The sequence below is a fragment of the Variovorax sp. OK212 genome, from assembly GCF_900112425.1.
Taxonomy (GTDB): Bacteria; Pseudomonadota; Gammaproteobacteria; order Burkholderiales; family Burkholderiaceae_C; genus Variovorax.
Genome location: NZ_FOLP01000017.1, coordinates 36,702 through 50,276, shown reverse-complemented (window position 1 = coordinate 50,276; position 13,575 = coordinate 36,702). Strand labels below are relative to the sequence as shown.

Genomic DNA, 13,575 nt, shown 5'->3' with positions numbered 1-13,575 from the left:
GTCCCCTGCGGCACACCCGCCGACGGGGCCGAAGGCACGGCTGGAGCCCTTCTTCTTACTGTCTTACTGGAACGCCACTTCGGCAAAGCTGCGCAGCTTGCGGCTGTGCAGCCGCGAAGAGCCCTCTTCGCGCAGGATCTCGATGGCCCGCATGCCGATGCGCAGGTGCTGCTCCACGCGCTCGCGGTAGAAGTGGTTGGCCATGCCGGGCAGCTTGATCTCGCCGTGCAGCGGCTTGTCGCTCACGCACAGCAGCGTGCCGTAGGGCACCCGGAAGCGGAAGCCGTTGGCCGCGATGGTCGCGCTTTCCATGTCGAGCGCCACCGCGCGGCTCTGGCTGAAGCGGCGTTGCGGCTGGTTGCCCGGCAGCAGCTCCCAGTTGCGGTTGTCGGTGCTGGCCACGGTGCCGGTGCGCATGATTTTCTTCAGGTCGGGGCCTTCGTAGCGCGTGACGTCGGCCACGGCCTTTTCCAGCGCGAGCTGGATTTCCGACAGCGCCGGAATCGGCACCCACAGCGGCAGCTCTTCGTCGAGCACGTGGTCCTCGCGCACGTAGGCGTGGGCCAGCACGTAGTCGCCGAGCTGCTGCGTGTTGCGCAGGCCGGCGCAGTGGCCCAGCATCATCCAGGCGTGCGGGCGCAGCACGGCGATGTGGTCGGTGATGGTCTTGGCATTGGCCGGGCCCACGCCGATGTTGGTCATGGTGATGCCGCTGTAGTCCTCGCGCACCAGGTGGTAGGCCGGCATCTGCGGCAGCCGCGGCGGAGCGGTGCCCTGGCTGCCGTCCAGCAGGTGCGCGAAGGTTTCGCTCGCGCCGGCCGCCAGCCCGCGCCGGCGCGTGATGACGTTGCCGGGTTCGACGAACGCCACGTACTCGCTGTTCTCGTCGGCCATGGCCTCGTGGCCCAGGCGCACGAACTCGTCGATATAGAACTGGTAGTTGGTGAACAGCACGAAGTTCTGGAACCACTCGGGCGCGGTGCCCGTGTAGTGGCGCAGGCGATGCAGCGAGTAGTCCACCCGCGCGGCCGTGAACAGCGACAGCGGCTGCGCCTCGCCGTCGCGCGCCTCGTAGGTGCCGTTGGCAATGCCGTCGTCCATCACGCCCAGGTCGGGCAGGTCGAACACGTCGCGCATGAGCGCGCGGCGCTCGTTGCTCATCGTGCCTTCGATGTGGTCGTTCTCGGCAAACGAGAAGTGGATGGGAATGGGCTGCGTGCTGGTGCCCACCTCGATCTCGACCTGGTGGTTTTCCAGCAGCAGGCGGAACTGGTCGAGGTAGTAGCGCGAGAACAGGTCGGGCCGCGTCAGCGTGGTCTCGTAGCGGCCGGGGCCGGCCACGAAGCCGTAGCTCAGGCCGGCATTGGCCGGCGGCGTGTGGCGCGAGACGGTGTGCGTGTGCACCCGCACGAAGGGGTAGCAGGCCCGCACCCGGCCCGGCAGTGCTTCGCCGGCAACGAAGCGCAGCATCGATTCGCGCAGGTGGGCGAGGCCGCCGTCGTAGATGGCCTTGACCTGTTCGAGCGCGGCGGCGGCATCGGTGAAGCGGGCGGGAGCGACAAAGGTGGGCATGTAGGGCATGGCGGCATTGTGCAATGCCAGCTGTGTTTGCCTTGGGCCGTGTTGGGGCTGTAGTTCAGGGCGGCGCTCACGCCGACGGGATGCCTTGCTCCGCGAATGTCCTCCGGCCTGCGGGCTCCCCCTTAATTGCGCTGCGCAAGGCACCCCATCGGCGCGAGCGTTTTCAGAGCCGGGGTTGATCAGCGTTGCACCGGCAGCGCGTCCACGCGCTCAGGGCATCGGGTGCTCCCCGCAGCGAAATAAAGGAGGAGGGGCAAGCCCCGGGGGACATTCGCGCAGGGGGGTACCCGGTGGCCTGTGCACGCGCCCCGAACGCGCCCAACCCGCTCAAACAGATCAGGCCAGCAGGCAGGCCAGCACCTTGGTGAGCATGTCGTCCACGTCGCGGGCCTGCACCGCGCCGGGCAGTTCCACGTCGCCGTGCATCACGAACACCGGCTTGCCCCATTTCAGCCCCATCGCCATTTCAGACAACGTGCCCATGTTGCCGCCGATGGCGACCAGGCACACGCCGCTGCGCGCGATGATGCCGTTGCGCATCTCGCCCATGCCCGTGGGAATGGCCACGCTGAGCCACTCGTTGGCGTTGCGGTCGTCCTCCTCGGGCAGGATGCCCACGGCAATGCCGCCGGCTTCCACCGCGCCGCGCGAGGCCGCGGCCATCACGCCGCCGCGTCCGCCGCACACCACCGCCATGCCCGCGCCGGCCAGCGCATGCGCCACCGCATAGGCGGCCTCGCACTCGGCCGGCCCGCCGTCGCCCGGGCCCAGCATGGCCACCGGCTGGCGATGGCGCTCGGGCCCCCACTGCTTCTGCGCCAGGCGCGTCAGCGCCTCAGTGACCGGCGCCGACAGCACCGCGCTCGCGCCTTCGCGTAAAGACATCGCCCACTCCCATCACGATCACACACACCACCATCAGCACCAGCGACAAGGCCGCCGCCACCGCGAAATCGGAACCCCCGTCGCCCACCTGCGCCAGCAGCATCAGCGGCAATATGTTGAGCTGCGTGCCCACCAGCGCCAGCGCCGTGCCATACGTGCCCATGGCAATCGCGGCCACCATGCAGGCGTTCGACAGCACCGAGGGCATCACCTCGGGCACCACCGTGTCCCAGAAGGCCCGCGCCCTCGACGCACCCAGCGTGCGCGCCGCCTGCGCCGGGCGCAGGTCGAGGTTGGCGAACACCGGGTACAGCGACAGCGCCACGCGCGGAATCAGGTAGTAGGCATAGGCGAAGCCCAGGCCCGACACGCTGTAGATCCAGCTGCCGATGGCCGCCGGGTCCGCACCCAGGCCCGCCAGCAATTGCGTCACGAACCCCGCGCGGCCGAAGGCCAGGATGAAGCCGTACGCAATCACCAGCCCCGAGAACGCCAGCGGCAGGCCCAGCAAGGTCATCATCCATTGGCGCCGCGCCGCGGGTTGCCGCGCCAGTTCGATCGCGATGCAGGTGCCCACCAGCGCCGACACCGCGCCCGCCGCCAGCCCGAGCGCCAGCGTGTTGCGCAGCGCCCCGAAGAACAGCGGGTTGCCGAACAGCCGCCCGAAGGCGCTGCCGCCCTCGCCGAAGGCTTCGGGCAGCAGCGCCGCCAGCGGCACCGCGAAGAACAGCGCCATGAAGGCCCAGGCGGGCCAGGCGCCAAAGCGTCGCATCACGTTCCTTCGGGCCTTCTTACTTGCCCAGGGCGGCCAGCGCCCAGAGCTTGTCGACCTCGGCCTTGCGCTCCGATGCCTTCACCACGTCGAGCGGGTGGATCTGCGGCGCGGGCGGCATCTTGGCGGCCACGTCGGCGGACAGCGGCGTGCCCGGCACGGCAGGGCGCACGAAGCCCTGCGCGAACAGCGACTGGCCGGCCTCGCTCATGATGAAGTTGAGCCACAGCTTGCCGGCGTTGGGGTTCGGGCCGTTCTTCACCAGGCTGATGGCATAGGGCGCGGCCACGCTGGCTTCCTTCGGGATCACCACCTCCACCGCGTCGCCCATGCCGTCGACGTGCTTGGCCTTCAGGCCGTCGTTCTCGTAGCTGATCCACACCGGGATCTCGCCCTTCAGGAACTTGGCGTACGGCGTGGTGCCTTCCACGCGCAGCACGTTGCCGGCCGAGTGCAGCTTGCCCAGGTAGTCGGTGCCGGGCTGCACGTTGTCCACGCTGCCGCCGTTGGCGTAGGCCGCGGCGAAGGTCAGCACCTGGCCGATGCCGGTGGAGCGCGGGTCGAGGTAGACCACCGTGCTCTTGAACTCGGGCTTGAGCAGGTCGGCCCAGCCGGTGGGCACGTTCTTCACCAGCTTCTTGTTCACCAGGAATGCGATGTTGAGCGTGTGGATGGTGAACCAGCGGCCCTCGGCCTCGCGGAACACCGGCGGCAGCTTGTCGAAGTTGGCGGGCTTGAAGGGCGCGACCACGTCCTTCCTGGCCGCGTCGACGCCCGAGGCCGCGAAGTAGTAGGCCGTGTCGGCCTGCGGGCGGCGCTTGGTCTTCTCGAGCGCGACCACGGTGGCGGCGGAGCCGATGTCGTTGTAGGTCAGCTCGATCTCGGGGTAGCGCTTCTTGAAGGCGGCGAACAGCGACTTCCAGTTGGCCCACTCGGGGCCGGTGTCGAAGGAGACGCACAGGCCTTCCTTCTGCGCATCGGCGTACAGCGCCTTCTCGCCCGCGTAGAGCTCGGGGCCGTCGAAAGCGAAGGCGTTGCGCGCCGCGAGGGTGGCCAGCGACAGCACTGGCAATGCGCCGGCGGCCTGGATCAGATGTCTGCGTTGCATGGTGGCTCCTTGAAGGAAAAGTTCAGTGGTCGAGTAAACGGAGGTGTTCGGGCGCGATGGCGATGGCCTCGACGGCTGGCGCGGGCGACTCGGCGAGGAAGGGCTTGGGCGCACCTGCCACTTCGAAGTCGTAGCGCGTGAGCGCGCCCAGGTAGCGCTGCGCGCCGGTGCGGCCCGCGAGGCGGTTCACCGCGTCGGGTGCCGGGTCGGGGCGGATGTGTTCGGGGCGCACCAGCACGTGCACCTGGGCGCCATGGGCGCGGCGGCCCGTGGGCGCGGCGAGTTCGGCAAAGCCCAGGTCCAGCCTGTCGGCGCTGCTGACCCTGGCCGGCAGGATCGTCGAGAGCCCGACGAACTCGGCCACCGCGCGGCTCGCGGGGTTCTCGTAGATCTCGCGCGGCGTGGCGATCTGCAGCAGCCGGCCGTCTTTCAGCATGGCCACGCGGTCGGCCATCACCAGCGCTTCTTCCTGGTCGTGCGTGACCAGCAGCGTGGTGGCGTTGAAGCGCTGTTGAATGGAACGGATCTGGTCGCGCAGATGGCCGCGCACGCTGGCGTCGAGCGCCGACAGCGGCTCGTCGAGCAGCAGGGCGCGCGGGTCGATGGCCAGTGCGCGCGCCAGCGCCACGCGCTGCTGTTGCCCGCCCGACAGCTGCGCGACGGCGCGCTGCGCGTAGTCGCCCAGGCCCACGATGTCCAGCAGCTCCTGCGCGCGCTGGCGCCGCTCGGCGGTGGCCACCTTGCGCAGCTTGAGCCCGTAGGCCACGTTGTCGAGCACGCTCAGGTGCGGAAAGAGCGCGTAGCTCTGGAACACCATGCCGATGTGGCGCTGGTGCACCGGCGTGCGCGACATGTCGTCGCCGCCCAGCGCAATGCGCCCCGTGTGGCCCGTCTCCAGGCCCGCCACCAGCTTCAGCAAGGTCGACTTGCCCGAGCCGCTGGGCCCGATCACCGCGACCAGTTCGCCCGCGCGCACGTCGAGCGACACCTCGTGCAGGCCGTGCGTGCTGCCCGGGTAGTTGTAGCTGACGTTGTCGAGGAGGAGGCTCATGGTCGGCTCACGGTCGATTCATGGTGGTCAAGCGCGTTGCTTCACCAGGGAGGAAGAGAGAAGCGCCGACGCGCCCGCCAGCACCAGGAGGATCACCGTGGCCGCGCAGGCGAAGCCCGTGGCGCCGTAGAAGGCCTGCAGCAGCACCACCGGGTAGGTGCGGTTCTGGAAGCTCGTGAGCAGGTTCGACACGCCGAACTCGCCCACCGAAATGGCCGCCACCATCACCAGCCCGCTGATCAGGCTCTGGCGCAGGCTCGGCAGCACCACGCCGGTGAACTGCTGCCAGCCCGAGGCGCCCAGCGTGGCCGCGGCCTGCTCGAGCCGGCCCAGGTCGAGGTGGCGCAGGTCGGTCAGCAGCGTGTTGGTGAGGTAGGGCAGCGTGAGGATCGCGTGCGCCGCGATCAGGAGCGGCATCGAGCCCAGCCAGGGCGCGAGGTCGGTGTTGAACACGATCATGTAGCCGAAGGCCAGCGTGATGGCCGGCACCGCCACCGGCGTGGCGCTCACGATGCGCGCCGCCAGGCTGCCGCCGCGCCGCGCGCCGTGGTACAGCGCGTAGGCCAGCGGCAATGCCAGTACGGTGTTGATGGCGCAGGCCGCCATGGCCACCACCAGGCTGCTCACGAAGGCCTTGCGGAACGAGGTGTCGAGCCACAGGTCGACGTACCACTGCCCCGTGATGCCCGTGGGCAGCAGCGTGTTGGTCCAGTTGCCGCCCAGGCTGCCGATCATCAGCAGCACGATGGGCAGCAGCAGGTACAGGCCGTAGATGAGCGAGATGCCGCGAACCAAGGTTGTCTCCAGTGTCATGCGCGCCCGGCATACTTTCCGGATGCGCTACTGTCTGCGCAGAGCGTGCCGCAGCGATGTCCCGAATTCTAGGAAGCGCATGCGTACCTATGGGTGAAAGTTGGATGACGACACTTGAGCAATTGGAAAACGTTTTTCACGCAGCTTTCACACGGCGCAGCCATGTGCAGCGGGGCCGCGCATGAAGCGCGACTGCCCCACCATCCAGGAACTGCTGGCCTTCGACGCCGTGGCGCGGCACCAGAGCATCACGCTCGCGGCCGGCGCGCTGTGCATCACCGTGAGCGCGGTCAGCAAGCAGATCGCGGGGCTCGAGGCCTTCCTGGGCCGCGAGCTGCTGCAGAAGAACGGGCGCGGCGTGCAGCTCACGCCGCAGGGGCGCGTGTACTGGCAGAAGATTTCGGGCGGGCTGCGCGCCATCGAGACCGCGACCTTCGAGGCGCGCTCGGGCGACGCCGGCGCGGGCCTGCTCACGCTGGCGAGCGTGCCCACCTTCCTCACCAAGTGGCTCATTCCGCGCCTGCCGGCCTTCAGCCAGAAGAGCCGCCACGTGATGCTGAGCTTCAGCCGCCACCTGGAGCCCAGCGACGGCATTCCGGCGGGCGTGGACGCGGCCATCCGCTACGGCCCCGACGGCTGGCCGGGCGTGGTGTCCGAGTACATCGCGGGGCGCGAGTTCGTGCTGATCGTGGCGCGCTCGCTGGTCGAGGGGCGCCACCGCATCGCGCAGCCCGCCGACATCCTCGGCCACACGCTGCTGCACCACGAGGGCGCGCCCACCGCCTGGCGCCAGTGGGCCGCGCAGCACGGCGTGCCCGAGGTGCAGACCGTGGCCGGCCCGCGCTTCGCGCAGTACTCGGCGCTGATCCAGGCGGCGCTCAACGGCCTGGGCATCGGGCTCGTGCCCAAGCTGCTGGTGCAGGAGGAACTGGCCGAAGGCGCGCTGCTGAGCCCCTGCGGCACGCCGGTGAGCGTGAACCAGGGGCACTACCTCTGCTACCGGCCCGACCGGCTCGACCTGCCGGCGTTCGCGGCGTTTCGCGAATGGCTGCTGGACGAGGGCGTGGCCTCGCGCGGTGTCGAGGTGGAAGCATGAGAAATGAGAAGGCCGTCTTGAGTAACCTCAGGGCCGAACAGACAACCCAGACCCCCGGAGGATGAATCGATGAAAGTTACAGTCATGGGCGCCGGCGCAGTCGGCTGCTACTACGGCGCCATGCTGGCGCGCGCGGGCCACGAGGTGGTGCTGGTCGGGCGGCCCTCGCACGTGGAAGCGGTCAAGGCCCAGGGCCTGCGGCTGGAGACCCAGGCCTTCGACGCACACGTGCGCATGGCCGCGAGCACCGAGGCCGGCGCGGTGCAGGGCGCCGACCTGGTGCTGTTCTGCGTCAAGTCGACCGACACCGAATCCGCCGCCGCGCAGATCGCGCCGCACCTCGCGCCCGACGCGCTGGTGCTCACGCTGCAGAACGGCGTGGACAACGACGCGCGCGTGCGCTCGGTGCTGTCGAACGACGTGGCCGCTGCGGTGGTCTACGTGGCCACCGAGATGGCGGGGCCGGGCCATGTGAGGCACCACGGCCGCGGCGAACTGGTCATTGCGCCGTCGCGCCGCAGCGAAGAAGTCGCGCGGCACCTGGAAGCCGCCGGCGTGCCCACGCAGATCTCGGGCAACGTGCGCGGCTCGCTGTGGGCCAAGCTCATCCTCAACTGCGCCTACAACGCGCTCTCGGCCGTCACGCAACTGCCCTACGGCGTGCTCGTGAAGGGCACGGGCGTGACCGACGTGATCCGCGACGTGGTGGCCGAGTGCCTGGCGGTGGCGAAGGCCGAAGGCGTGGACGTGGTCGGCGACACCGGCGCCGCGATCCGCGGCATCGCGCAGACCATGCCGTCGCAGTATTCATCGACCGCGCAAGACCTGGCGCGCGGCAAGCTCAGCGAGATCGACCACCTCAACGGGCTGGTCGTGCGGCGCGGCGAGGCCCTGGGTGTGCCCACGCCGGCCAACCGGGTGCTGTTCGTGATGGTGAAGCTGCTGGAAGGCAAGCAGCAGGCGCGTTGACTGCTTCCATGCGCGGAACACCGCGGAGCCGGCTTCGCCGGGCCGCAGGTGTTGCCCCCGGCAGGGGGGTGGAGAAGCGACACGCAGTGCGCGAAGCCTGGGGGCGAGCCCTTTCCCTTACCCCGGCATCGGCTCGCGCATCGTCACGAACTCTTCCGCAGCGGTCGGGTGGATGCCCACCGTGCTGTCGAAGATCGCCTTCGTCGCGCCCGCGCGCATGGCCACGGCGAAGCCCTGCACCACTTCGCCCGCGTCCGCGCCCACCATGTGCAGGCCGACCACGCGGTCGCTGGCCTTGTCCACCACCAGCTTCATGAAGGTGCGCTCGGTGCTGCCCGACAGCGTGTGGCGCAGCGACTTGAACTCGCTGGAGAACACCGTCACCTCGCCGAACTTCGCGCGCGCGTCGATCTCGCTGTAGCCGCAGGTGCCGATGTTCGGGTGCGTGAACACGGCCGTGGGAATGAACTCGTAGTCGAGCCGGCGCTTGCCCTTGCCGAAGAGTTCGTCGACCACCACCATCGCCTCGGCCAGTGCCACCGGCGTGAGCTGCACGCGGGTGGACACGTCGCCCACCGCGTGGATCGACGGCACCGACGTGCGGTAGTGCGCATCGACCGCGATGGCGCCGCGCTCGTCGAGCTTCACGCCCGCCGCCTCCAGGCCCAGGCCCTGCGTGTTGGGCACGCGGCCGGTGGCGAAGAGCACCGTGTCGGCCTCCAGCTGCTGGCCGCGCGCGAGCGTGACGGTGAGGCCGTGGCCATGCGCGTTGCGCGCGACCGATGTGACGTCGCAGTTCAGTCGCACGTCGACGCCGGCCTTGCCCATCTCGTTGGCGACGAACTGGCGCACGTCGTCGTCGAAGCCGGTGAGCAGGTGCGCGCGGCGGTGCAGCTGCGTCACCTTGGAACCCAGGCCGTTGAAGATCGATGCGAACTCGCACGCGATGTAGCCGCCGCCCACCACCAGCAGGCGCTTGGGGAAGGGGTCGAGGTCGAACATGGCGTCGGAGGTCACGATGTGCTCGCGGCCCGCGATGTCGGGCACGAAGGGCGTGCCGCCGGTGGCCACCAGCAGGTGGCGCGCGGTGTGGCGCTTGCCGCCGATTTCCACCGTGTGGGCGTCGGCCAGCTGTGCCCAGCCGATGACGAGCGTGACGCCCGAGTTCTTCAGCAGCGAGGCGTAGATGCCGTTGAGCCGCGTGATTTCCTTGGCCCGCTGCGACTTGAGGTGGGCCCAGTCGAACTGCGGCTCCTTCAGCGTCCAGCCGTAGCCCGCGGACTCCTCGAACGCTTCGGCGTAGCCGGCCGCGTAGCTGTAGAGCTTCTTGGGGATGCAGCCCACGTTGACGCAGGTGCCGCCGAGGTCGGCGGCCTCGGCCAGGCCGACGCGCGCACCGGTCTGCGCGGCCATGCGCGCGGCGCGAACGCCGCCGCTGCCGCCGCCGATGACGAAGAGATCGAAGTCGAATGTGGGCATGAAAGGCTCCTTGGCCGCCGACTGTAGCGGCGGGGCGAAGGCGGCGCTTTCGGCGGGGCTTAGGGGAATGGCGGCCGGTGCACCGCGCGGCGCACCGGGGCGGCCACGGCGTGCACAGCGTTCAGGGCGGTCACGACGTACACCGCGTTCAGGGCGGCGCCGTTCCGCGCGAGTCCGGCGAGGTCCAGAGCCGGTTCGGATCGTCGCGCGGGGCTTGCGGTTGCGCGATGCCGTGCTGCTGCTGAATGGCGCGCAACTGCGCTTCCTGCGCCTGGCGCATCGCGTTCTGCTGCGCCGCCTGCTGGGCTTGCACCTGCTGCTGCATCTGCAGGGCACGCAGCTGCATTTCCTGCTGTTGGCGAATCTGCTGCTGCTGTTGCTGGGCCTGTGCCGCCTGCTGGGCCGCGCGCTGCTGCTGTTGGAGCAATTGCTGTTGCTGCTGGGCCTGTGCCTGCGCGGCGCGCAACTGCATCTCCTGCTGCTGGCGCAAGGCCTGCTGTTGCTGCTGCTGGAGTTGCTGCTGCATCTGCTGTTGTTGCTGCTGTTGCTGCCAGCGGTCCTGCTCGGCGCGCTGGCGGCCGTCGCGCTGTTGTTGCCAATCGCGCTGCTGGCGTTGTTCGCGCCATTCCTGCTGCTGGCGCCAGTCCTGTTGCTGGCGCCAGTCCTGGTCGCGCTGCCACTCCTGCTGCTGCTGGGCCGCCTGCGCCGCGCGCTGCTGCTCCATCCATTGCGCTTGCTGTGCCTGCTCGTACCCGATCTGCTGTTGCCGCGCGATCGACGCCGCCGACGGCACCAGCGCGGCCGGCTGGCCGTAGCGTACGGACCCCGACGTGTCGTCGAACCGGTTGCGTTCGGCCACCCAGGCGTCGAAGCTGTTGTTCTGCGACCGCGTGTTTCTTGCCGTCGCGAGGTTGCGCCCCGACACCGTGGTCTGCTGGCGGCCGGTCAGCCGTTGCGACATGCCGTTCTGGCCATGCAGCGTGAGTTGGCCCGAGGCCACCGCCACCCAGGTGGTCGCCGAATCCGCTGCGATGCGGTAGTCGCCCGGCGTGCGGATCTCCGCCGAGAGATTGCCGGTCTCGATCCGGATGCCCTGGCTCTGACCCGACGGCGCGTCGCCTGCGCGCAGTTGCAGGTCGCCGCGGCCGAGGGTGACCTCGTCGACCCCGGAAAACTCCACGTCCGTTGCGCCATCGAGCCGCAGCGCGGTCGAGCCGATGTACACCTCGGCGCGCGCGTTGCGATCGGTCCGCAGGCGGTCGCCCACGGCCAGTGCACGGTCGGAGCGGGCCGCGTACCAGCGGTCCTGGCCGGCGGGCGAGACGCTCACCGTGCCCTGCTGCAGGTTCAGGCGCGCGATGGCGCCCGACGGGTCTTGCTGGGCGCTGGCCGCGAAGCCGGCGCACAGCAGGGCCAGGCCGAGCGCCCATTGGCGCAGCGGACGTTGAAAGGCCGGAAGGCTGGTTCGAGTCATGTGGTTTCTCTGATCCCCGGAAAAGGCAAGGCGATGGAAGCGATGAAAAGCGACGTAAAGCGACGGAAGCGTTGGAGTTGTAACGCGCGAGAATCCGCTGCCGCTGTCACCGCCTGTCACGTGGTTGGTGAAGCGCGCGTGCAATCGGCAACCGGGTGTAAGGAGGGAATTCACATGAAAAAGCAACAAGGCGCACGTCCAGTGGACGCATTGTGCTATCAAAAGAATAGTGTTTTCGCGCTGTGCATGGGGCTCGCCGCCCTCCTGGCCGCGGCGCCCGCCGCCGCCCAGCTGGCGCGCAAGCCCTCCTACTACCAGCAACAGAACCAGCCGCAGCCCGACGGCCCGGCCGCGCAACTGGTGCCGCGCCCGTCGGTGCCGTCGTCGTTGCCCGCGCTGCGCAGCCAGGGCGACTTCGACCAGCTCGCGCGGGTCTACGACGCCGGCACGCCCATGCAGCTCGCGCACGTGCTGTTCGCCATCGACCTGAAGGCCAGGCCGCCGCGCGCCTACTACATCGACACGCCGCGCTACCAGCTGCACGTGCGCTTCCTGCGCGACACGCGGCTGGTGCCGAACACGCTCAAGCGCGAGATCGACCGCAACTACCTGGTGCCCGAGCGCCGCTTCCTGTTCGGCACGCTGAGCTGGCAGCAGAACATCGGCAGCTTCACCTACGAGTTCTGGGAGGGCGACCGGCTCACCGTGGCGCTGCTGCGGCAGGCCGACGCGCAGGTGAAGGCCAGCTTCTTCGCGCCCGTGAAGTTCAAGACCAACTCCACGCTGCACGAACGCGTGGCCAAGGAGGCCGGCATCGATGCCGTGAGCCAGGAGGCGCTGATCCGCGAGCAGCCGTTCCTGCCGATGAACCTGGGCACGGCCACCGGCCGCGTGCGCATCGTGGACGACGAATCGGGCATCAACGCCTTGCTGCCCGACGACATCGCCGTGCTGCGGCAGGTGCCCATCAGCCTGCCACCCGTGGCCGGCGTGCTGACCGAGCGGCCGTCGACCGCGCTGTCGCACGTCAACCTGCTGGCCAAGGGCTGGGGCATTCCCAACGCCTACGTGCGCGATGCGGCCAGCGTGCTGAAGGAGCACGCGGGCCAGTGGGTGGCGCTGAAGGTGGCGGCCTCGGGCTACCAGGTGCGCCGCCTCGCGCCCGAGGAAATCGCGGCGCTGCCGCTGCGTTCGGCGCGCGTTGCCGCCGCGGGCGCGGTGCCCGGCGGTGCGCGCGGCATCCAGCCCGACCTGCGCGAGACCCGGCTGCTGCCGCTGGCCTCGCTGCGCGCGCGCAACAGCGCGCAATGCGGCGTGAAGGCCGCCAACCTCGGCGCCATGCAGGCCGCGCGCATTCCGGGCACGTCGGTGCCCGACGGCTTCTGCGTGCCGTTCGCGCACTACGACCGCTTCATGCGCGCCAACGGCCTGGCCGGGCGCATCGCGCGCATGCAGCAGCAGCCGGGCTTCGCGAGCGATCCCAAGCTGCGCCAGAAGGCATTGGCGCAGCTGCGCGACGAGATCGTGCAATGGCCCGTCGATGCCGCCACGGCCGCGGCGTGGCGCGCCGCGTGGCAGACGCAGCTGGGCGGCGGCGGTGTGTTCGTGCGCAGCTCGTCGAACTCGGAAGACCTGCCCGGCTTCAGCGGCGCGGGCCTGTACACCACCGTGCCCAACGTGAAGACCGGCGACGCGCTCGAGGCGGCGGTGAAGAAGGTCTGGGCCTCGGTGTTCAACCCCGAGGCCTGGGAGGCGCGCGGCGCCGCGGGCTTCAATGCCGAGTCGGTGCTGATGGGCGTGTTCGTGCAGACCGCCATCGACTCGGCCAACGCGGGCGTCATGATCACCCGCGACCCCTTCGACGCGGGCCACCCGCACGTGACCTACATCTCGGCCAAGCGCGGCATCGGCATCCGCGTGGTCGAGGGGCAGCGCGTGGCAGAGCAGGTGATGTACTCGAGCTGGTCGAAGGCCGTGCAGGTGCTCAGCCGTTCGGCCGAAGACACGGCGCTGCAGCTCGACAAGGACGGCGGCGTGAAAGAGGTGCCGGTGGAAGCCGGGCGCAACGTGCTGACCGACGAGCTGGTGGTGCGGCTGGCCAGCGTGGGGGCGGCCGTGAAGCGCACCTTCAGCGGGGTGGACCAGGACATCGAGTGGGCCACGGTGGGCGACAGGATCGTGCTGCTGCAGGCGCGGCCCTATGTGGAGCGGCGGCGCTGGCGGTGAAGCAGGATGGTTTTTCTATCTTTCCACTGCCTCTTTCCACTGCCTGACTGCGCGGAAACGACAGATTTTCTATCGTGGCGCCGCGCGGGCGAAGCCCATAGGCTCGCCGCATGAGCGAGTC

11 protein-coding genes are annotated in these 13,575 nt (G+C 69.6%); 3 read left to right on the top strand and 8 right to left on the bottom strand.

Annotated elements, in window-relative coordinates; translation table 11 throughout:
• Positions 1-63: 63 nt before the first annotated feature.
• The 6 genes from BM004_RS31655 to BM004_RS31630 all read right to left on the bottom strand — a co-directional run bounded on the left by BM004_RS31655 (position 64) and on the right by BM004_RS31630 (position 6,210).
• Positions 64-1,581 carry an AMP nucleosidase gene (locus BM004_RS31655; protein ID WP_093133839.1) on the bottom strand — a complete coding sequence of 506 codons (1,518 nt, stop codon included), beginning with the start codon at positions 1,579-1,581 and terminating at the stop codon, positions 64-66.
• A 336-nt stretch (positions 1,582-1,917) separates the two neighbouring features.
• Positions 1,918-2,466 carry a TIGR00725 family protein gene (locus BM004_RS31650; RefSeq protein ID WP_093219270.1) on the bottom strand — a complete coding sequence of 183 codons (549 nt, stop codon included), beginning with the start codon at positions 2,464-2,466 and terminating at the stop codon, positions 1,918-1,920.
• Entirely contained in the window at positions 2,417-3,238 is an 822-nt protein-coding gene (locus tag BM004_RS31645) for an ABC transporter permease (RefSeq protein WP_093219267.1), read from the bottom strand. The genes BM004_RS31650 and BM004_RS31645 overlap by 50 nt, the downstream gene beginning before the upstream one ends.
• A gap of 19 nt (positions 3,239-3,257) precedes the next feature.
• Entirely contained in the window at positions 3,258-4,346 is a 1,089-nt protein-coding gene (locus tag BM004_RS31640) for an extracellular solute-binding protein (protein ID WP_093219265.1), read from the bottom strand.
• A 22-nt stretch (positions 4,347-4,368) separates the two neighbouring features.
• Positions 4,369-5,397, bottom strand: coding sequence for an ABC transporter ATP-binding protein (locus BM004_RS31635; RefSeq protein WP_093219262.1), 1,029 nt, complete (start codon positions 5,395-5,397; stop codon positions 4,369-4,371).
• Between the two features lie 27 nt (positions 5,398-5,424).
• Positions 5,425-6,210 carry an ABC transporter permease gene (locus tag BM004_RS31630; protein WP_093133708.1) on the bottom strand — a complete coding sequence of 262 codons (786 nt, stop codon included), beginning with the start codon at positions 6,208-6,210 and terminating at the stop codon, positions 5,425-5,427.
• Between the two features lie 181 nt (positions 6,211-6,391).
• Here BM004_RS31630 and BM004_RS31625 point away from each other — a divergent pair, with 181 nt between their 5' ends.
• Both BM004_RS31625 and BM004_RS31620 read left to right on the top strand, forming a co-directional pair.
• Positions 6,392-7,306 (top strand): LysR substrate-binding domain-containing protein, encoded by a 915-nt coding sequence (locus tag BM004_RS31625; protein ID WP_093133710.1) that lies wholly within the window; start codon positions 6,392-6,394, stop codon positions 7,304-7,306.
• Between the two features lie 69 nt (positions 7,307-7,375).
• Positions 7,376-8,275 carry a ketopantoate reductase family protein gene (locus tag BM004_RS31620; protein WP_093219260.1) on the top strand — a complete coding sequence of 300 codons (900 nt, stop codon included), beginning with the start codon at positions 7,376-7,378 and terminating at the stop codon, positions 8,273-8,275.
• Positions 8,276-8,392: 117 nt separating this feature from the next.
• Here the strand turns inward: BM004_RS31620 and gorA are convergent, their stop codons facing one another.
• Complete coding sequence (gene gorA / locus BM004_RS31615; RefSeq protein ID WP_093219257.1) at positions 8,393-9,754, bottom strand: glutathione-disulfide reductase; 1,362 nt, start codon at positions 9,752-9,754, stop codon at positions 8,393-8,395.
• Positions 9,755-9,902: 148 nt separating this feature from the next.
• Entirely contained in the window at positions 9,903-11,228 is a 1,326-nt protein-coding gene (locus BM004_RS31610; protein ID WP_093219256.1) for a FecR family protein, read from the bottom strand.
• A gap of 174 nt (positions 11,229-11,402) precedes the next feature.
• Between BM004_RS31610 and BM004_RS31605 the strand changes: the two genes are divergently transcribed.
• Entirely contained in the window at positions 11,403-13,454 is a 2,052-nt protein-coding gene (locus tag BM004_RS31605) for a PEP/pyruvate-binding domain-containing protein (protein WP_093219253.1), read from the top strand.
• Positions 13,455-13,575: the final 121 nt, after the last annotated feature.

Bases quoted from the DNA above. Each gene is read 5' to 3' on its own strand.
- BM004_RS31655 (WP_093133839.1), bottom strand. From the start codon at position 1,581: ATGCCCTACATGCCCACCTTTGTCGCTCCCGCCCGCTTCACCGATGCC.
- BM004_RS31650 (WP_093219270.1), bottom strand. From the start codon at position 2,466: ATGTCTTTACGCGAAGGCGCGAGCGCGGTGCTGTCGGCGCCGGTCACT.
- BM004_RS31645 (WP_093219267.1), bottom strand. From the start codon at position 3,238: ATGCGACGCTTTGGCGCCTGGCCCGCCTGGGCCTTCATGGCGCTGTTC.
- BM004_RS31640 (WP_093219265.1), bottom strand. From the start codon at position 4,346: ATGCAACGCAGACATCTGATCCAGGCCGCCGGCGCATTGCCAGTGCTG.
- BM004_RS31635 (WP_093219262.1), bottom strand. From the start codon at position 5,397: ATGAGCCTCCTCCTCGACAACGTCAGCTACAACTACCCGGGCAGCACG.
- BM004_RS31630 (WP_093133708.1), bottom strand. From the start codon at position 6,210: ATGACACTGGAGACAACCTTGGTTCGCGGCATCTCGCTCATCTACGGC.
- BM004_RS31625 (WP_093133710.1), top strand. From the start codon at position 6,392: ATGAAGCGCGACTGCCCCACCATCCAGGAACTGCTGGCCTTCGACGCC.
- BM004_RS31620 (WP_093219260.1), top strand. From the start codon at position 7,376: ATGAAAGTTACAGTCATGGGCGCCGGCGCAGTCGGCTGCTACTACGGC.
- gorA (WP_093219257.1), bottom strand. From the start codon at position 9,754: ATGCCCACATTCGACTTCGATCTCTTCGTCATCGGCGGCGGCAGCGGC.
- BM004_RS31610 (WP_093219256.1), bottom strand. From the start codon at position 11,228: ATGACTCGAACCAGCCTTCCGGCCTTTCAACGTCCGCTGCGCCAATGG.
- BM004_RS31605 (WP_093219253.1), top strand. From the start codon at position 11,403: ATGAAAAAGCAACAAGGCGCACGTCCAGTGGACGCATTGTGCTATCAA.